The sequence below is a fragment of the Streptomyces sp. NBC_00310 genome (assembly GCF_036208085.1).
GTDB lineage: Bacteria > Actinomycetota > Actinomycetes > Streptomycetales > Streptomycetaceae > Streptomyces.
In genome coordinates this window covers 5185132-5203403 of sequence record NZ_CP130714.1, presented here as the reverse complement: position 1 = coordinate 5203403, position 18272 = coordinate 5185132, and the positions used below count along the sequence as shown (strand labels likewise).

The window sequence follows — 18272 nt, the reverse complement described above, 5'->3', positions numbered from 1 at the left end:
CGGCCGGGGCTCCGCAAAGGCATGGCGCGCTCCCGGGGAGCCGATCCACATCGGGCCCGCAGAGGGCGAGAGACGCTCAGCCTCAGCTCGGAGTGCGGTCGACGGCCGGTGACGAACCCTGGGCAGTGAACCTGCCGGACCCGGTGTGACTCCCTACCGGCGACGGCCGCGCGTACTCGAAAACGTCGGCACCGAGGTCCACAGGAGCGAGCGGATCACCACTTACTGAGTTCGGGGGCAACTCCCCCTTGAACAGCCGGTCTTGTTGCGGTGCGCCGCATCGAGGGCAGATGCGGACAGTGGTCGTCCGCATGCGAACCGTGACAGCGGCGTCCAACGGTCCGGGTTGTTGCTAAATTGGACTAGACCTGTAGTCGTCACCGATCGATGCCCGACGGAAGGGGCCCCATGACCACGCGCGCGCTTCTGGAGGTGATCGCCCTCGACGCCGAGGACGCCGTCGCCGCCCAGGCTGGAGGTGCCGACCGGCTGGAGCTGGTCACGGACATGGGGGCCGACGGACTCACCCCGACGGTCGCGACGTTCGTGGAGGTGCGGGCCGCCGTGGACATCCCGGTACGGGTCATGCTGCGGCTCGCCGACGGGTTCGCGGCGGGGGACGTGGACGCGCTGGTGCGGGCTGCGGGCGACATGCGGTCGGCCGGGGCGGAGGAGTTCGTGCTCGGGTTCCTCGGGGAGGACGGCGGGACCGATCTCGGCGCCGTGGAGAGGGTGGTCGCGGAGCTGGACGGACGCGCGTGGACCTTCCACCGGGCGATCGACCGCGCCGCCGACCGGGACGCCCTGCGCAAGCAGCTCGCGGACCTGCCGGGGCTGGACACCTACCTCACGGCGGGCTCGGCGGCGGGGGTCGACGACGGTCTGCCCGTACTCCTCGCGGAGGCGGCCCGCCGTGGCGACCCCGGCTACACGCAGCGCCTCATGATCGGCGGAGGTCTGCGCCTCGACCACGTCCCGCGCCTGCGCGCCGCCCGCGTCGACGCCTTCCACATCGGAGGCGCGGCCCGCCCCGAAGGATGGACCGCGCCGGTCGCCGCCGATGCCGTACGGGAATGGCGCAGGGCACTGGACAGGCGTCGCCATGGCCGGGGTGCCCCGGGAGCGGAGCCGTCGCGGGTGCGGACGGCGCCGGGAGCGAGGTAGCGGGCGTTCAGGCCGATGCGCGCCACGTCGCCGGCGTTGGGGCCGGAGCGGTGCAGCAGCGCGACGCCCAGGAGGACGGCGTCGCCTGCCGCGACCGGGACGGGAACAGCGTCGCCATGCCCGAACCCGGCCTCGGCCAGGACGGCTTGGTCCGCGCGGCCGCGTCGCTGTCCGTGCTCGGCCTCCAGTTCATGCGACAGGTAACCGAGTTCGTGGGAGCCGGGGGCGATGTGCAGGCAGCCGTTCTCCACGGTGGCTTCGGTGAGGGCGAGCCAGGCCGACACCGACGCTGCGGGCTCAACGAGTCACCCCGTCAGGTCGCAACACCGGGTTGCGACACTAACCTGCGGTGGTGACCGGAACCGAGCTGGATGAGTTGATCGTTGCTGACGGCGCGGCGCTGCGCGCGTGGCTGCTGGACAACCACACCGCCTCTCCTGGCGTGTGGCTCGCCCTGACCAGGAAGGGCGGCTCCGTCACCACGCTGACCTGGCAGCAGGCGGTCGACGAGGCACTGTGCTTCGGCTGGATCGACGGGCAGGCCCGCAAGCGCGACGAGGGGAGTTCCTGGAGGCGGTTCACCCCGCGCCGGCCCCGCAGCGTCTGGTCCCAGCGCAACGTCGCCAACGTGGCCCGGTTGGAGGCGGCCGGCCTGATGCTGCCCGCCGGCCGCGCCGCGGTGGACGCCGCGAAGGCCGACGGGCGGTGGACGGCCGCCTATGCGCCGTCATCGGAAGCGGAGGTGCCGGCCGACCTGCAAGCCGCGATCGCCGCCGATCCAGCGGCGCAGGCGATGTTCGAGGTGCTCACCAGGACCAACCGCTTCGCCCTCATCAGCCGGGTCAATGCCGTCAAGCGGGCCGAGACGCGCACCCGGAAGATCGCCGAGTGCGTGGCGATGCTGGTCCGGCACGAGACGGTCCACCCGCAGCGAGCCAAGCCGGCGGACCCGCCGACGTCGTGACCGGGCGTCTGCCGGAACGGACAAACCCACGCTATTGAGCGGAACTGTTCTCGAAACTCTGTCTCGTCCGCTTCAAGAAGCGTGAAGGTCTCCGCTGGTGCGCGGTCAGCCGTATCGTTCGACGAGCGCGTTGCCGATCGAGGCCAGGTGGTCTCGGACACCCGGAGGGCCGGTCACCTCGAGCCATTCGACCAGCCCGGCGAGCTCGCCGGCGAGCATGTACTCGCTGTGGCCGCGGATCACGACCTCGATGCGGCCGTCGGTCGTGGAACCTCCCACGTCGAGCCGGCCGCCGAGCGCCATCCGGAGTATGCCTATCCCGTGGGGTGTGCATACCGCCTGGATCTCCAGCGGCGTTCGTTTGCGGTCGACCTCGTCGGTGATCTCGCACCAGCTCTCGGCAAGGTCGAAGTCCTCGGGTCGGTGCACGGGATCGTCGGTCGGGTCGGCGGACGACACGCGGTCGATCCGGAAGGCCCGTCGGCCGGTCTCGGTGTTGGAGACGAGGTACCACGCCGGACCTTTGGCGACGATGCCCAGCGGGTGGACGGTTCTCTGGGTGTCGACGCCTTTGCTGTCGACGTAGCCGAGCCGCACCTGGACGCCGCGGATCACCGCGTCCTGGAGTTCGTCGAGGAAGTGAGGCGGCCGGTGCTCGACCCGGCTCGCCCCCCATCGCTGCGGGTCTATGACCAGCGACGACGCTGCTGCCTCGGCCTGCACCCGGAAGGGCTCCGGCAGAGCATGGACGAGCTTGCGCAGAGCTGCTTTCACGGCCGGCGTCGCAGCCGAGGCCGGGCCGACAGCCAGGAACAGGGCGCGGGCCTCACTGGCGGTCAACCCGGACAGGTCGGTACGGGCGCCGCCCACGAGGCGCCAGCCGCCGCCTCGGCCCTGCACGGAGTACACGGGCACCCCGGCCATGGTCAGGGCGTCAAGGTCGCGGCGGGCGGTGCGCTCGGAGACCTCCAGCTCTCGGGAGACCTCTGCTGCTGTCACCTGCTCGCGCCGTTGCAGCATGAGGAGGATGGCCACCAGCCGGTCGGTTCGCACGCCGACAAAGCTCTCACATAAACCGGTCATGGGGTGACCGGTTTATGGCAGCAGGATGGCGACATGACCTCACCGAGGAGGTCGACCGCTAGCGAACGCCCCCGGAGAGGAAATGCAAATGTTCAATCCAGCCGATTTTCCCAAGCCCACCCTCATTCCGGTCAACGGTGTGGAACTCGAAGTCTTCGAAGCAGGCCGAGAGAACGTGGGAAAGCCCATCGTGCTCTGCCACGGCTGGCCGGAGCACGCCTTCTCCTGGCGCCACCAGATGCCCGCCCTCGCCGCAGCCGGCTACCACGTCATCGCACCGAACCAGCGAGGTTACGGCAATTCGTCCCGCCCGGTCGAAGTGACGGACTATGACATCGAGCACCTGTCGGGTGACCTCGTCGCGCTCCTCGACCACTACGGATACGAAGACGCCACCTTCGTCGGCCATGACTGGGGCGCGTTCGTCGTCTGGGGACTGGCCCTGTTGCATCCGAACCGTGTAAACAAGGTGATCAATCTGAGCCTGCCTTACCAGGAGCGCGGAGAGAAGCCCTGGATCGAGTTCATGGAAGATATGCTTGGTGGCGACTTCTACTTCGTCCACTTCAATCGGCAGCCAGGCGTCGCGGACGCCGTGTTCGAAGACAACACCTTCCAGTTCCTTCGCAACCTGTACCGGAAGAACGAGACCCCCAGGGAGCCTCAGCCGGGTATGGCGCTGATCGATCTCGCCAGAGCGGAAACGCCACTCGGTGATCCCGTAATGAGCGACAGTGAACTGGCTGTTCTCGTCTCCGCTTTCGAAGCATCAGGGTTCACGGCCAGTGTGAATTGGTACAGAAATCTGGACCGCAACTGGTGCCTGTTGGCGGACGTGGACCCGATCATCCAACAGCCCACCCTCATGATCTACGGCGACCGCGACGTGATCTCGAGGTCTGAGAGACTGACAGAATTCGTGCCGAATGTGGAAGTAGTCAGTCTGGATTGCGGTCATTGGATCCAGCAGGAGAAGCCGGAAGAAACGAACCAGGCCATTCTCAAGTGGCTGGACCAGCGGGATGCCGGAATGCCCCGCCGCAGGTCGCGATGATCACGGTAGGGGCTCTGCCCCAGTAGCCAGCCCTTCTTGGCGGTGACGTCGCGCAGCACCGCAAGCGCGGAGCGGACCTGGCTGTGGGTCAGTTCGGTGGCCCGCATCAACTGCAGGGCGGTTGCAGGTTCCGGGATCGCGTAGATCGTCCGCGTCCAGCGGGAGTTGACGTGGCAACAGCACAGGCACGAGACCGGTGATCATCAGGGTGTCTACGCCAGCTGATCACATCGAGGTCCCGTGCCTGCCGCTCTATCCTCTCCGGTCCCTGCCGTTCTGGCGAAACTGGGTCCCCTCCACCAGCACGACACCGGCCGCCTGCGCGCCCACCTCCAGTGCGTACCCGACCCGCGTTCACGTCGCGGACGGTGGTATCCCCTGGTCGGCTTGCTGCTGATCTGTGCCTGCGCAGTCGTCTCCGGCGCCCGGACCATCACCGAGATCACCGAGTGGGGACAGCGCGCCACCATCACGGTGCTGGAGCTGCTCGGCATCCGCCGCCACCTGCCCGGACGTCGCCGCGCCCCGTCCCACGCCACCTTTACCCGGCTCCTGGCCAGCCTCGACGGCGATGCCCTGGACGCCGCGATCGGCGCCTACCTGACCGGACACGACCACACCGCCGTCGGCGCCACCGGCTCGGCGCCGCGACCGGCGATCGCGGTGGACGGCAAGGCGCTGTCCGGCTCCGCGCACCGACACCGGCGCCACCGGCACCTGCTGTCCGCCGTCACCCACGGCCCCACCGTCACCCTGGCCCAGCGGGAGGTGGGGGCCAAGACCAACGAGACAGCCGCCTTCCGCCCGCTGTTGGAACCACTCGATCTGGCCGGCGCCGTGGTCACCTTCGATGCCCTGCACAGCGTCAAGGACCAGGTGCGCTGGCTGGTGCAGGAGGAGAAGGCCCACTACATCGCGGTGATCAAGGGAAACCAGCCGACCGCGTCGGCCCAGGTCAAGGCCCTGCCGTGGGAGCAGGTGCCCGTGGCACACACCGTTTCCGGGACCGGGCACGGGCGGCGGGAGTCCCGCTCGGTCAAGACCATGGCCATCGCGGCAAACCTGGGCGGGATCGCCTTCCCCGAAGCGCGGCTGGCCTTGCGCATCCACCGGCGCCGCCAGGAGAGCGGCAAGCGGCAGACCCGGGAGACGGTCTACGCCGTCACCAGCCTCGATACCCACCAGGCCAGCCCCGCTGACCTGGGCGGATACGTGCGCGGGCACTGGGGAATCGAAAATTCCAGCCACCATGTCAGAGATGTGGTGTTCGCCGAGGATGCCTCCACCGTCCACACCGGCAACGCGCCGCGGGCGATGGCCGCTTTGCGGAACCTGGCCATCGGCAGGCTGCGGCTGCTGGGAGCCGACAACATCGCCAAGACCACCCGAGCGATCCGGGACGCACCCGAACACGCCGTCTGGATCTGGGGCATCACCGACAGCCCGCTCCTACCGGGAACTTGAAGCCGTCCTGGGAACAACGCCCGTGAGAAGGGTGTGACGTTCGGTCCCCCTCACAAGCTCAGCGACCGTATCGGACGTTGGGAACCCAGCAGGATTCGTGCCGCTTCGACGAGCTCAGGTTCAGACCCCCGGTGATATGCCGAGGCTTATACCACCGGCCAACCCTCCCGAGTTCACCCAGCCGCTGTAGGGCCTGGTATCCCCGAAGCACACCGACCAGGACTTCGGCCCGACCCCTGAGGACCGGCATTTCCAGTAGCCCACCTCGACATTTGTTGCGTTGACCAGGTCCACCTCTGCTGTGGTGGAGAAGAGGGCGAGGTTGTTGTTACGCACGATCACCGCCCCCTGTACGGAGCCCCCCTTTGGCGACCTGATCGAGCAGACCTGCGCGACCACATTGGGGGCGATCTCTCTGCTGCTGTTGCAACTCCACGTACTGGAGCTGGAGGTGATCGGGTTTGTGTCGCCGTAAGGCTTCCAGCTGCCGATCTCCTCGGCTGCGGCAGCTGTCGTGGTGACCAGCAGGCTGCCGCCGACGATCGCGCCGGTCATGGCCAGGGCGGCCAGTTTCTTCATAGTGCGTTCCCCTCATAGTTATCGCCGTCACGATTCGTAAGGGCTTCACCATGTTCGGGTGCCGCACTGAAGCGGAGTACCTCTAACCATTCAGGTTGAACGTACGACCTCAATGTGCTGGTGTTCGGCCTGGCTCCGGGCAGGGCTTGATCAAGTTCTGTAGGTGTCCGGTGACTGCTCAGGTCACACAAGGACCTGAGCAGTCACCCGCAGGAATGGGAGAGGATGCAGCAGCAGGCACAGGCCACCTCATGAGCATCTGGCTTAGAAGCCGTTGTCTTTCCGAGAGTGACGGGCGTGTTTCTGCTGGTCAGGTGTAGGGGTGGTGTTTCGGCGGGAGGGACGGGTTGTTGTGTCGTCTCTTCGGTGGAGGTGCCGGGATGCCGTCGGTGATGGGGTTGCTGGAGGAGCGTGAACGCGTCGCTCGGCAGCGGGTGGATGCTCTCCAGGCCGAGCTGCGGGAAGCGGAGGCGGTGTGGGAGCGGTTCGTGATTGCCCGTGAGACGGTGGGTGAGGTTCTGGCGGAGCCTCGCGGAGGCGAGGACGTGGCGCCGGTCGTGGTGGCCGGCGAACGGCCGGTGCAGGTCAGGCAGGCGGTGCCCGGCTCAGTGGTGCCTCACTGGGAGGAAGGGCTCGCCCCGGCGGTTCTCGCGCCGGACTACCAGCGGATCATGGACGTGCTGGCCGGCGGGAACGGGATGCGCGGGGAGGCGATGGACTGTCGTCAACTCGCGGCAGGCCTCGGGCTGGAGCCGGTCCCGGCGAAGGTGGAAGGGGTGCGGTCGAAAGCCAAGCGGCTGGCCGCGCGGGGCTGGCTGGCTGAGGAACGTCCGGGGCTGTTCAGCGTGCCCGTCGGGCGAGGCGGCGGCTCATGACTGTGCTCATCGCCCACTTGATCACTGCCTCCGAGGTGTCGGTGCGCGTCTCGTAGTCGCGGGCCAGCCGGCGTGAGTGCATCAGCCACGCGAACGTGCGCTCCACCAGCCACCTCTTCGGCAGCACGATGAAACCGCTGGTGTCGTCGCTGCGTCTGACCACGGTCAGCGCGATCCGCCAGGCGTCGCGGGCGAGGTCGACCAGGCGCCCGGTGTAGCCGCCGTCGGCCCACACCCGCGTGATGCGCCAGTGCCGTTCACGCAGCCGGGCCAGGAGTGTCTGCCCCGCGTCCCGGTCGGTGACCGAGGCCGCGGTCACCGTCACGGCCAACAGCAGTCCGAGGGTGTCCACCACGATGTGCCGCTTGCGGCCGTTGACCTTCTTCCCGCCGTCGAAGCCCCTGGTCGCGCCCGGCACCGACGCGGCTGCCCTCACCGACTGCGCATCGATGACGCCGGCCGTCGGCTCCGGGTCCCGGCCCTCAGCCCGGCGGACCCGGTCGCGCAGCCGGTCGTGGAACTCGGCGGTCAGGCCCTTGTCCCGCCAGCGCCGGAAGAAGGCGTAGACGCGGTCCCACGCGGGAAAGTCCGCAGGCATCGCCCGCCAGGTGATACCGCCCGCGACCAGATAGCGCACCGCGTCGACCATCTGCCGGTGGCAATAGCTCTCCGGTTGCCCGCCACGGCCCTCCAGCCAGCCGGGAACCGGCATCGCCTCACGTACGACGGCCCACTCCGCGTCGCTCATGTCGGACGGATACTTCGGTCGCCTGTACGGCCGGTCCCTGGCGTTCCCGAACCGGTGTGCGAGGCAATCACACTCCAGGGAAGCTTGGTTGGACGCCATCGACGCCGGCACGGAAGACTGCAGCACCAGGGGCCTCCTGTTGCTCGGTTGGATTCGACACCCACGAGCTGTGCGGGAGGCCCCGCTTTCATGCCCGGTTGGCCACGAGATCACCCGACCGAGTCGACAACCTCGAACTCACGCCCACCAAGATCGATAGAGCAACAGCTTCTTAGACACCACAATGATCACGAAGCCCGTGCATGCCCTGTGAGGCGCCCCAACCGGTCACAACCCGACCAGCCGCACAACCCCGGAACTTGCAACCGCCCTGCATCAACTGCGGCAGGTGCAGGCCGACGGGGCGGGCCGACATCAGCACCCGGCAGAGGGCCTCGGCGTACTTGCGGGCGGCATCGCCCGTGCGCCGCGATCGGCTACTCGCCCCGTCGCCCCCTCGCCCTCGCGCGGGGTTTGACCCCTGGCATTACGCAGCGTTACATTTCCGTTGGTCGTAGCTATACGAGAACAGGGCCAATGCCTGTGCTGCGGCCACTTCTGTCGCCTCCCGTCCGGCGTGAATCCGGAACCTCGGAGTCGTACTCCCCGTGCAGGCCGGCGGGTCCGGGCGTCGGGCCCGTGCCCCCGCCGTCGCCGAACTGACCGAGTTCTTCGTCAAGAAGAGGGAGCGCGGTAGACGAACGAGGGGAAAGGGTCCGTTGTGCCCGCCTGCCAGGCCCGTTTGATCTCGTCGGGGGCCGAGCCGCGGGCATGGGCGAAGGCGGTGAGGCAGGCTGCGTGGACGGCGGTCTGGTCGGTGCGCCGGGTCAGGGCCAGCAGGCGGCGCAGGGCGGAGACGGCGTCGTCGAAGTGGCCTGTGGTGAGGTGGGACTCGGCCGTCGAGCGGAGGGTGTCGGCAAGGTCTGTGAGGACGGCGGTGAGTGAGCCCATGTCGAACCCGGGGTCCGTCTCCATCAGGTCCCGCAGGATGGTCTCGGCCTCGTCGTAACAGGCCAGCGCCTGCTCGTCGTCCCCGGTACGTCGAAGGGACCGAGCGAGGATCCCCAAGCGCTGGGCGGTCAGGGACTGGTATGGGTCCTGGTCGGTTTCGGCAAGTCGGCGGGTGATGGCCAATGCCTCCCGTGCGTGGGCCACCGTGTCGTCCAGGACGTCTACTTGGCGCTTCCGGATGACGAGGTTGGCCAGCGTCCGGGCCAGTTCCGGTTCGTACTCCTGGGGGTCACGGCGGGCGGCTCGGCGGTAAACGGCGACGCTGCGCTCGGTGGCCTCGACGGCCTGGCGGTGGGCGCCGCTCTGCCCGTGGCAGTAGGCCATATCGTCCAGAGCGCAGGCGAGCATCGGCTCGAAGGCACCGGGATCGGTGACGGTGAGACGGGCGCACAGATCCGACAGTTCCTGCAGGTCAGCCAGCTTTTGCGGATCAGACTGTTCGGCCGCGGGGGACACGGCCCTCCCGCCACCAAGGTAGGCGCGGCTTTGCAGGGCCAGGGCGAGCCGGGGCTCGCCGATGTCCGGGGTGCGCTCGACCAGCTCGCGGCACACGGTCACGGCCCGCTCGGCGCTTTCCCGCGCGCGCGACGGGTCGCCGGTCCTCCAGTGGCACCAGGCCAGGTCGGTCAGAAGTTGGGCGCGCAGTTGCAGGATGTCGGGGTAGAACCAGGGGGTGACGTCGGCGGCCCACCATTGGGCGTCGGTGCCGGCCGCGATGGCCTCCTCATACCGGCCGAGAGTACGCAGGCCGCCGGTCAGCTCGATCAGCACGCGGACCTGTACCTTCAGGGTGCGCAGGAGCACCTTCAAAAGGGGCATCGCGCGCAGCAGCGCGGCGCATTCCATGTAGAGGGCCACGGACTCCTCGACGCGGCCCATGGTGCCCAGCACCCACGCTTGAATGCGCAACGCACCGGCGAGACTGCCCAGTGACTTGTCCCTGCCCCTGGGTACGGCATCCCGGTAGGCCGCCACGCATTGCCGGGCTGTCTCCAAGGCCTCGTCGAGCCGCCCCATTTCTGCGAGGACCAGCGTGCGCACGCGCAGGGCGTAGGCGGTCTGTGTCTGGGACATCCGGGCGCCGGGGACGGCCAGGGACTCGTCGGCCGCGGCGAGCGCGTCGTCGTACTGGTCGGTCAGATACAGCGCATCGGCGTAGTGCACCAGGGCACGCGCCAGGCCGTCACAGTTACGCCGCCGGGGGCCTCCACGAGAGAGGAGAGCGCGGTACACCGCGACGGCCTCCGCGCTCCATGCGAGCCGCCGCGCCGGAGGCCGTTGCCACAGCAGGAACAGTCCGGGAGTGAGGCATCGCAGCAACGCGGCCCCGAGCAACGGCCCACCCACCCCGACGCCGGCCCGCGCCAGCGTCCGCGGCAGTGGCAGAAGGATCCGCACAGCCCCCATCCACCCCCCTTTCAGAGAGATGACTGGCTGGATGACTGCCGGGACCGCGCCTTGGTTGTATGAAGACAGGTATGAGGTGGCGGTGGGGTGGTGGTTCACGGTAGTCGTGACGCGCGGGCCGGGAGATCGAGAAGTGAGTCAAGTCCACGCCCGCCGAGCACGGCCTGCAGAGCGGGGAGTTGTCCGGGGCGCCCCCACCAGGTTCGGCGAGAGCCCGGTCATCACTCTCGTCCGGCGCTCCCGCAAGCCAGTGTGATGCGCCGTAGATCCGTCGGCAGAAGCGGGCGATGCGATCTGGCCCGGACGCGGGCCGTCATTCTGCGTAGTCGTTCACGAAAGCACGCTCAGTACCTCGCACCGGGCCGAACGGCGCAGGGCACTGGACAGACGTCACGCGTGAGCGTCGGGCGTACGGCGCCGCCTCGTGCCGTACGGCGCCGTACCCGTGCGGCGCCGCACTCACCCGGCCGACGCCGCCCGCAGGGCTAAGCGTTGGGGTTGAACGAGATCCCCGAAGGCATCGCGGCCGACAGGTTGGACGCGAAACTGCCGTCCTTGAGGCCGAAGTTGGCGCTGCCGAAGTTGTACGCGACGAGGGTGTCGCGGATGGCGGTCGACGGGTAGCCGTTCCAGCCGACGAGCGGCGGGTACTGCCAGGTGCCCTCGTGGTTCTCCGGCGGCTCGTCGTTCGAGTTGGCGAGGCGGAAGGCGTGCGTGCGGATGCCGTCCTTGTGGTAAACGATCTTGGGGTGCGTGCCGGACCAGCGGACGGAGGACGCGGCGTACACGCTGTAGCCGCCGTGGGCGGAGGTCGAGACGTACTGGGCCGTGCCGTTCTGCACCCAGACCACGACGTGCTCCCAGTCGTGCCGGTGCCCGCCGATGCTGCTGCCCGCGACCGCCTGGTCCTTCTCGAAGTAGAGGTCGTACATGATCGCGCACCAGCCGTTGTTGCACTTGTAGCGCGAGTAGCCGTTGGTGTTGTCCAGGTCGGACTGGTCGTGGCAGTCGCCGCTGAGCGAACCGGTCGGGCTGAGCCCGCCGTTCACCGTGCCCGTCGGGCCGATCGCGGGGGTGGGGTAACAGCCGTCCGTGTCGTAGTCGTAGGCCGGCTGCCAGGTCGTCTCCAGGGTCTCCGCGTTGGCCGGCAGCGCGGCGGGCGGAGCCGCGTACGCGCTGCCGGCGACGCCGACGACCAGGGCGACGGTGGCGCCGAGGGTGACTGCGGATCTGCGGAAACGGCGCGAAGTGCGCGTGCGCGAACGTGTCTTCACTGCGACCTCCTGATGGACCGCGGCGCGGGGGTGACGGCCGGGAGCCGGGTGGGGGCATGCCGACGATGGGGGATGGCATGCGCAGGTCAGGTTCGCCCTACTCACGGGTAATGCACAAGTGTCAGGAGGTGTCGGAGTGATGAAGAATCAATCAATGTGAGCGGCCTGTGAGTTGGGTGAGTGCCGGGCGCCGCGACTCGGTGTCACATCACGGGTAGATATCCGCCACGTAGTTGTTGTGTGCGAAGTCGCCGTGCGGGCCGCCCTGGAGATCGTTACGCGCCCGCCCGCGTGCATAGTTGTCTCCGCCCCAGCCAAGCGGGGGCATGACAAGTTTCATCACACGGGGACGGGCTCCATGCCATTCATACGCCGTCGCGGCCTCACGGCCGCGGCCGCCGTGATCGCCGCGATCATGGTCACCACCACCACTGCCTGCAGCAAGACCGAGGAGAGCGGGGCCAAGGCCTCGGACTCCTCGACCGCCCAGGCGGACGCGGGCGACAACATCGACACCGGCGAGAACGAGAGCGGCGGTGACACGACCATCGGCGGCTTCAAGCTCCCCGAGGGCGTGCCCACCGACCTCAGCGGTGACGCGCTGCGGAAGTGGAAGGACGGTGGCTGGCAGGACTTCAGCGGCGACTGGGCCTCCAAGGCGGAGGACTTCGCCAACCCGTACATCGAGAACTTCTGGACGCCGGAGCGCATCGCCGAGGCCGAGGAGAACCTGCCGGACCTGCCGGCGGTCGCCGAGGCGGGCAACACCGCCACCGGTTCCGGCAAGACCACCCAGGTCTGGCTGCCCGACGGCAAGGTCAAGAAGCAGAAGGCCGCCAAGGTCAAGGCGACTTACCACAAGAACGCCGCCCCGGTCGGCAAGCTCTTCTTCACCACGCCCCAGGGGTCGAGCGTCTGCTCGGCCGCGGTCGTGAAGGACCCGGCGCACCCGGGCAAGTCCAACCTCGTGTGGACCGCCGGGCACTGCGTGCACGCGGGCAAGGGCGGCGGCTGGTACCGCAACATCGCCTTCGTCCCGTCCTTCAACAACACGGGCAAGCTGAACATCGCCCAGGCGTCGAAGAACTACCGCGCGGGCAACGTCTCCCCGTACGGCATCGCCTGGGCCGACTGGGCCACCACCTCAGGCACCTGGATCAAGGGCGGTGCCGCGAGCAAGGGCACCGTGGCCGCCGCGTACGACTACGCCGTCCTCCACGTGAAGCCGGAGAAGGGCGCCAAGTCCCTTGAGGAGCGCGTCGGTTCGGCCCTGCCGGTGTGGTTCAACGCCCCCGCCGCCAACAAGGTCAAGAACATGAAGGTCCGCGGCTACCCGGCCGAGGCCCCGTACGACGGCTCGAAGATGTACCACTGCCAGGGCGCCACCAAGCGCTTCGTCCTCGGCTACAGCTACCCGAGCGACTACCCGGCCCAGTACATGGTCGGCTGCACCATGAACGGCGGCGCCTCCGGCGGCCCCTGGTTCACCACCTACAAGGGCCGCACCTACCTGGTCTCCAACAACTCCCTGAGCGACCGCTCCACGTTCATCACCGGGCCGCGGCTCGGGAAGAACGCGAAGCAGGTCTACCTGGCGACCAGCAACAAGTTCAAGTAGGCACAGCGGAGTTCCGCGTGATCGGCCCCCGGTGACCTCGGTCGCCGGGGGCCGATCGCGCATACCGCCCCCACCGCCCCCACTGCCCCCACCGCCCCCACTGCCCCCACCGCCCCCACGCTCGACCGGGGCAGGTGAGGCGGGCTAGGTCAGCTGCGGCGGCAGCGGGGCCGCGTGGGTGACGATCAGGCCCGACACCGCTCGGGTGAGGGCCACGTACAGGCGGCGCAGACCCGTCCGCTCGTCCGGCTCGCCGTCGACGACCGCCCGCGGTTCGTCCAGGACGACGTAGTCGTACTCAAGACCCTTGGCGAGCGACGCCGGCACGAGAGTCAGCCGCGTCTCGTACGTCGTCTCCTCGCCCGGCGCCAGATATCCGATCCCGGCCGCCGTGAGCGCCTCGGCGAGCGCGGGCACGCGGGCGTCGGCGGCGATGAGCCCGGTCGACCCCTCGTTGCGGAGCAACTCCTCGCAGGCGGCGATCACTTGGGAGTCGTCCGTGATCGTCCGCACGTCGAAGAAGCCCGGGTTCTCACGGACCGACGCGACGGGCGTCAGACCGGGCGCGATGTGGGGGAGGAGCCGGGAGGCGTACGTGATGACGTCGGTCGGGACACGGAAACCGGCCGTCAGCTCCTCCACATGGGCTTCCGCCTTGCCGAGGTGCGTCAGGGCCTCGGCCCAACTCCTCGTCGCCCACGGGGTCGTGCCCTGCGCGAGGTCGCCGAGGACCGTCGCGGACCCCGTGGTGCAGCGGCGGCCGACCGCCCGGTACTGCATGGGGGACAGGTCCTGCGCCTCGTCGAGGACGACATGCCCGAGCGAGTGCGTGCGCTGCACGAGGTCGGTGGTCTCGTCGACGAGCACGGCGTCGGCGGCCGACCACCTGACCGACTTCACGCTCCGCGCCGGCTTCGCCCACAGGATCGTCTTCTGCTCGTCGTCCGTGAGGATCCCGTCCGCGTGGGCGGCGAGGAAGTCCGCGTCGGAGAGGAGACGCAGGACGAGCCTGGCGGGCTCGACGGGCGGCCAGATCGCCTTGACCGCCGCCTTCACGGCGGGATTGCGGGCCACCGCGTCCTGAACCCGGTCGTCGGGCGCCTCGCCGGACCGTTCCATCTGCACCAGCACGGCGTGCGCGATCCGCTGCGGCAGAGCGTCGCGGGCGGCTCCGTACCGGATGTCCCGGTCCAGCAACTCTCGCACGATGTCCGTCAGTTCGTACGCCGGCACGCGCCAGCGACGCGACCCCCGGACGACCACGACGGGTTCGGTGGGGAGGGTGACGTGCGACCGTACGGCCCGGCGGAGCACCTCGGCCATCCGGGCGTCGCCCTTGACGACGGCGGCCGGCGCCTCGTCCGCGCTCCGCACCTCGACATGGGCGACGAGGTCGTCGACGGTCGCCTGCTTGACCTCCAGCTCGCCCAGCGCCGGGAGGACCTGCTCGATGTAGTGGAGGAAGGAGCGGTTCGGCCCGATGACGAGGGTGCCGGTGCGGGAGAGGCGCTCGCGGTGGGCGTAGAGGAGGTAGGCGACCCGGTGCAGGCCGACGGCGGTCTTCCCGGTGCCGGGGCCGCCCTGGACGCAGAGGGAGCCGGCGAGGTCGGACCGGACGATCTCGTCCTGCTCCGGCTGGATCGTCGCCACGATGTCCCTCATCGGGCCGACGCGCGGACGCTCGATCTCCTGCTGGAGCAGCTTGCTGGTGGCCGCCGCCTCGGCGGGGTCGGAGAGGTGCTCGTCCTCGTACGCGGTGAGGTCGCCGCCGGTGTACCCGAAGCGGCGCCGCAGTCCGACGTCCATCGGGTCGGTCTTGGAGGCCCGGTAGAACGGCTGCGAGACCGGGGCACGCCAGTCGATGACCATGGGATCACCGTCCGCGTCGTGCACATGCCGACGCCCGATGTGCAGTGACTGATAAGCGGCCTCCGGCCGCGGGCGCTCCCCTTCCGCTCCCTCGGCCTGGTCGGCACGGGGTGCGTGCAGATAGTCGAGGCGGCCGAAGAAGAGCGGGGTGTGGCTCAGGTCGGCCAGCGCCTTGATCCGCTCCTCGATCTGGCGCGCCAGCACCTCCGCGTTCACCCAGTTCGCGGTGACGTCCTTGATGTCCAGCGCCTCCACGTCCTCCCGCATGGCCCGGAGCGCGGAACGGGAGGCGGCGAGGTGGGAGCGTTCGCGGGAGAGGGGGTCGGTGGGGGCGGGGGGAGCGATGACGGCGCTGGGGGCGGGGTCGTCGGGGTGCGCGGGCAAGGGGGTGCCTCCGGTGGCCTACGGGACCTAGGGGTCTGCCTCAGGGCGGGTTCTGCCCAGTGGCGGTGACCGACCGGTTTCCGTCCGGGCGGCGGCGCTCCACGAACGGGAGGCGGGCAAGAGCGGAGAGTGTAGGTGAGGGGAGGGGGCGGGGGCCAACGGATTTCCCCCGGCTCGCCCGTGTGGGGCCCCGATCCACGCTCGTCGTACCCCTAGGGGGTGCGTACGTCGCGGGTACTAGGGGTGGGCGAGACCTGAGGGTGAGCCGGGGGCTCAGCGGGTTCACTCCGGAGACCGACGTAATCCAAAGGCGGACGTTCCACCATGGAGACATGAGTGCAGCGACTTTCATCCCAGCCTCGGCCTCCGGCCGACCCGGTCCGCCGCCCGGCGCGACCGGCATCGACGACCACCACAACCGCCACCGCCTCGCCGACGCCCTCCGCGCCGTCCGGGTCTTCGCGACCGCCGCGTTCGGCGTCGTCGTCCTCGGCGAGTACGCGGAGGAAGCGGGCATACGCCGCCGGTGAGGCCCGGCCCACCAGACGTACGTACGCCGCTCACCCCGACCGGCCCACGGGGCGGTCACCCCTGCCGCTCAGCCCCTCGCCGCCCTCGTCGGCGGCCTCAGCCTTCCTCGGGCAGCAGGATGTCCGCGTCGTCGAAGATCCGCAGCATCACCAGGAGCAGGCGACCGCGGGAGACCATGTACTCCGCGACGATCTGCGAGGTGAGCCGGATCTCGCGGTCCTGGTCGCCCACTCCTATGGTGCGGGAGAGGTCGGTGTACGGATCGCGGGCGAGCAGTTCGATCGCTTTGTCGAAGGAAGCCCGGCGCGTGGGGTCGAGCCGGTCGCGGTCACGGGCCGCCGGCTCGGTGTACAGCACCTCGTAGATGTCCTCGTGAGGCATGGTGCCCTTCTTCCTTGCCATGCTGGTACGACTCAGCGTACCGAGCGCGGCCACCCCGTGTGACCTGTTGCTCAGCCTTCCGTCAGCAGCTCGTCCGCGTCCATGATCCGGTAGGCGTAGCCCTGTTCGGCGAGGAAGCGCTGGCGGTGGGCGGCGAAGTCCTGGTCGATGGTGTCGCGGGCGACCACGGAGTAGAAGTGCGCCTGGTGGCCGTCGGCCTTGGGGCGCAGGACGCGGCCGAGGCGCTGGGCCTCCTCCTGGCGGGAGCCGAAGGTGCCGGAGACCTGGATGGCGACCGTGGCCTCCGGGAGGTCGATGGAGAAGTTCGCGACCTTCGACACCACCAGGACGTTGATCTCGCCCTGCCGGAACGCGTCGAAGAGCTTTTCGCGCTGCGCGTTGCTGGTCTCGCCCTTGATCACCGGGGCGTCCAGATGGGCGCCCAGTTCGTCGAGCTGGTCGATGTACTGCCCGATGACGAGGATCTGCTGCCCCGCGAAGCGGCGGACGATCGCCTCGGCCACCTTGCGCTTGGTCGCCGTGGTGGAGCAGAAGCGGTACTTCTCCTCCTGCTCGGCGGTGGCGTAGGCGAGCCGCTCGGAGTCGGTCAGGTTCACCCGGACCTCGACGCAGTCGGCGGGCGCGATGTAGCCCTGCGCCTCGATCTCCTTCCAGGGCGCGTCGAACCGCTTGGGCCCGATGAGCGAGAACACGTCCGACTCCCGCCCGTCCTCCCGGACGAGCGTCGCCGTCAGCCCGAGCCGCCGGCGCGCCTGCAGATCGGCGGTGAACTTGAAGACCGGAGCGGGGAGGAGGTGCACCTCGTCGTAGACGATGAGACCCCAGTCGCGGGAGTCGAACAGCTCCAGGTGCGGGTAGACGCCCTTCCGCCGGGTCGTCAGCACCTGGTACGTGGCGATGGTGACCGGCCGGATCTCCTTCCTCGTCCCGCTGTACTCGCCGATCTCCTCCTCGGTCAGCGACGTCCGCTTCACCAGCTCGTGCTTCCACTGCCGCGCGGAGACGGTGTTCGTGACGAGGATGAGGGTGGTCGACTTGGCCTGGGCCATGGAACCGGCCCCGACCAGCGTCTTTCCGGCGCCGCACGGCAGTACGACGACACCGCTGCCGCCGTGCCAGAAGTTCTCCACCGCCTGCTTCTGGTAGGGCCGCAGGGCCCAGCCGTCCTCGGCCAGCTCGATCGGGTGCGCCTCGCCGTCCACGTAACCGGCGAGGTCCTCGGCGGGCCAGCCCAGCTTCAGCAGGGTCTGCTTGATCTGCCCGCGCTCGGAGGGGTGCACGGCGACGGTGTCCGGGTCGATCCGGGCGCCGACGAGCGGAGTGACCCGCTTCGACCGCAGGATCTCCTCCAGCACGGGCCGGTCGGTGGTGGTGAGGACGAGGCCGTGGACCGGGTGCTTGGAGAGGGTGAGGCGGCCGTAGCGGTCCATCGTCTCGGCGACGTCCACGAGCAGCGCGTGCGGCACCGGGTAGCGGCTGTACTGCACCAGGGCGTCCACGACCTGCTCGGCGTCGTGCCCGGCCGCCCGCGCGTTCCACAGCCCGAGCGGCGTCACCCGGTAGGTGTGGATGTGCTCGGGCGCCCGCTCCAACTCGGCGAACGGCGCGATGACCCGACGGCACTCGTCCGCCAGCTCATGGTCGACTTCCAGGAGCAGCGTCTTGTCGGACTGCACGATGAGTGGACCATTCACGCGCGACACCCTTTCGATACGGCCCGGACCAGCGTGAGGGGGGTGTTGTGAACATCCCCTGGTCGTCGTGGGCTCTTCGGCGCTTCGGCCAAACGTCCAGTGTGCCTGATCG

Annotated in this window: 15 protein-coding genes and 1 pseudogene; 7 read left to right on the top strand and 9 right to left on the bottom strand. The window is 69.2% G+C overall.

The annotated features are described in order from the left end of the window. The first annotated feature begins 408 nt into the window (after positions 1-408). Complete coding sequence (locus tag OG202_RS22730; protein ID WP_326581880.1) at positions 409-1164, top strand: copper homeostasis protein CutC; 756 nt, start codon at positions 409-411, stop codon at positions 1162-1164. 29 nt (positions 1165-1193) lie between these two features. Here the strand turns inward: OG202_RS22730 and OG202_RS46555 are convergent. Next, positions 1194-1448, bottom strand: a pseudogene (locus OG202_RS46555) (phytanoyl-CoA dioxygenase family protein); the annotation flags it as partial. A gap of 65 nt (positions 1449-1513) precedes the next feature. Here OG202_RS46555 and OG202_RS22725 point away from each other — a divergent pair. After that, entirely contained in the window at positions 1514-2128 is a 615-nt protein-coding gene (locus tag OG202_RS22725) for a YdeI/OmpD-associated family protein (RefSeq protein WP_328223458.1), read from the top strand. 105 nt (positions 2129-2233) lie between these two features. Here the strand turns inward: OG202_RS22725 and OG202_RS22720 are convergent, their stop codons facing one another. Continuing rightward, entirely contained in the window at positions 2234-3181 is a 948-nt protein-coding gene (locus OG202_RS22720) for a helix-turn-helix transcriptional regulator (protein ID WP_327729028.1), read from the bottom strand. 118 nt (positions 3182-3299) lie between these two features. Between OG202_RS22720 and OG202_RS22715 the strand changes: the two genes are divergently transcribed. Both OG202_RS22715 and OG202_RS22710 read left to right on the top strand, forming a co-directional pair. Then, complete coding sequence (locus OG202_RS22715; protein WP_327729029.1) at positions 3300-4265, top strand: alpha/beta fold hydrolase; 966 nt, start codon at positions 3300-3302, stop codon at positions 4263-4265. 240 nt (positions 4266-4505) lie between these two features. Next, complete coding sequence (locus OG202_RS22710) at positions 4506-5729, top strand: ISAs1 family transposase (RefSeq protein WP_405894690.1); 1224 nt, start codon at positions 4506-4508, stop codon at positions 5727-5729. Positions 5730-5849: 120 nt separating this feature from the next. Here OG202_RS22710 and OG202_RS22705 read toward each other — a convergent pair whose 3' ends face one another. Next, positions 5850-6308, bottom strand: a complete 459-nt coding sequence (locus OG202_RS22705) for a hypothetical protein (protein WP_326581887.1) — start codon at positions 6306-6308, stop codon at positions 5850-5852. A 380-nt stretch (positions 6309-6688) separates the two neighbouring features. Here OG202_RS22705 and OG202_RS22700 point away from each other — a divergent pair, with 380 nt between their 5' ends. Next, a complete protein-coding gene (locus OG202_RS22700) occupies positions 6689-7183 on the top strand; it encodes a hypothetical protein (RefSeq protein WP_179201440.1) in 495 nt (164 codons plus the stop codon). Here the strand turns inward: OG202_RS22700 and OG202_RS22695 are convergent. The 3 genes from OG202_RS22695 to OG202_RS22685 all read right to left on the bottom strand — a co-directional run bounded on the left by OG202_RS22695 (position 7149) and on the right by OG202_RS22685 (position 11662). Further along, positions 7149-7931, bottom strand: coding sequence for an IS5 family transposase (locus OG202_RS22695; protein ID WP_086753550.1), 783 nt, complete (start codon positions 7929-7931; stop codon positions 7149-7151). The two genes, OG202_RS22700 and OG202_RS22695, sit on opposite strands and share 35 nt — an antisense overlap. A 714-nt stretch (positions 7932-8645) precedes the next feature. After that, positions 8646-10388 carry a tetratricopeptide repeat protein gene (locus OG202_RS22690; RefSeq protein WP_326581888.1) on the bottom strand — a complete coding sequence of 581 codons (1743 nt, stop codon included), beginning with the start codon at positions 10386-10388 and terminating at the stop codon, positions 8646-8648. A 485-nt stretch (positions 10389-10873) separates the two neighbouring features. Beyond that, positions 10874-11662, bottom strand: a complete 789-nt coding sequence (locus tag OG202_RS22685) for an NPP1 family protein (protein ID WP_327729031.1) — start codon at positions 11660-11662, stop codon at positions 10874-10876. 358 nt (positions 11663-12020) lie between these two features. Between OG202_RS22685 and OG202_RS22680 the strand changes: the two genes are divergently transcribed. Beyond that, on the top strand, positions 12021-13280 hold the full coding sequence (locus OG202_RS22680) for a trypsin-like serine peptidase (protein WP_327729032.1): 1260 nt from the start codon (positions 12021-12023) through the stop codon (positions 13278-13280). 144 nt (positions 13281-13424) lie between these two features. Here OG202_RS22680 and OG202_RS22675 read toward each other — a convergent pair whose 3' ends face one another. Continuing rightward, positions 13425-15533, bottom strand: coding sequence for a HelD family protein (locus tag OG202_RS22675; RefSeq protein WP_327729034.1), 2109 nt, complete (start codon positions 15531-15533; stop codon positions 13425-13427). Between the two features lie 332 nt (positions 15534-15865). On the opposite strand from OG202_RS22675, the gene OG202_RS22670 reads away from it, so the two are divergent. Beyond that, positions 15866-16063, top strand: coding sequence for a hypothetical protein (locus tag OG202_RS22670; RefSeq protein WP_326581892.1), 198 nt, complete (start codon positions 15866-15868; stop codon positions 16061-16063). Positions 16064-16160: 97 nt separating this feature from the next. Here OG202_RS22670 and OG202_RS22665 read toward each other — a convergent pair whose 3' ends face one another. Further along, positions 16161-16466: a type II toxin-antitoxin system RelE family toxin gene (locus OG202_RS22665; RefSeq protein WP_405960935.1), complete on the bottom strand. Its 306-nt coding sequence runs from the start codon at positions 16464-16466 to the stop codon at positions 16161-16163. 50 nt (positions 16467-16516) lie between these two features. Beyond that, positions 16517-18160: a DNA repair helicase XPB gene (locus OG202_RS22660; protein WP_326581893.1), complete on the bottom strand. Its 1644-nt coding sequence runs from the start codon at positions 18158-18160 to the stop codon at positions 16517-16519. Between the last annotated feature and the right edge of the window lie 112 nt (positions 18161-18272).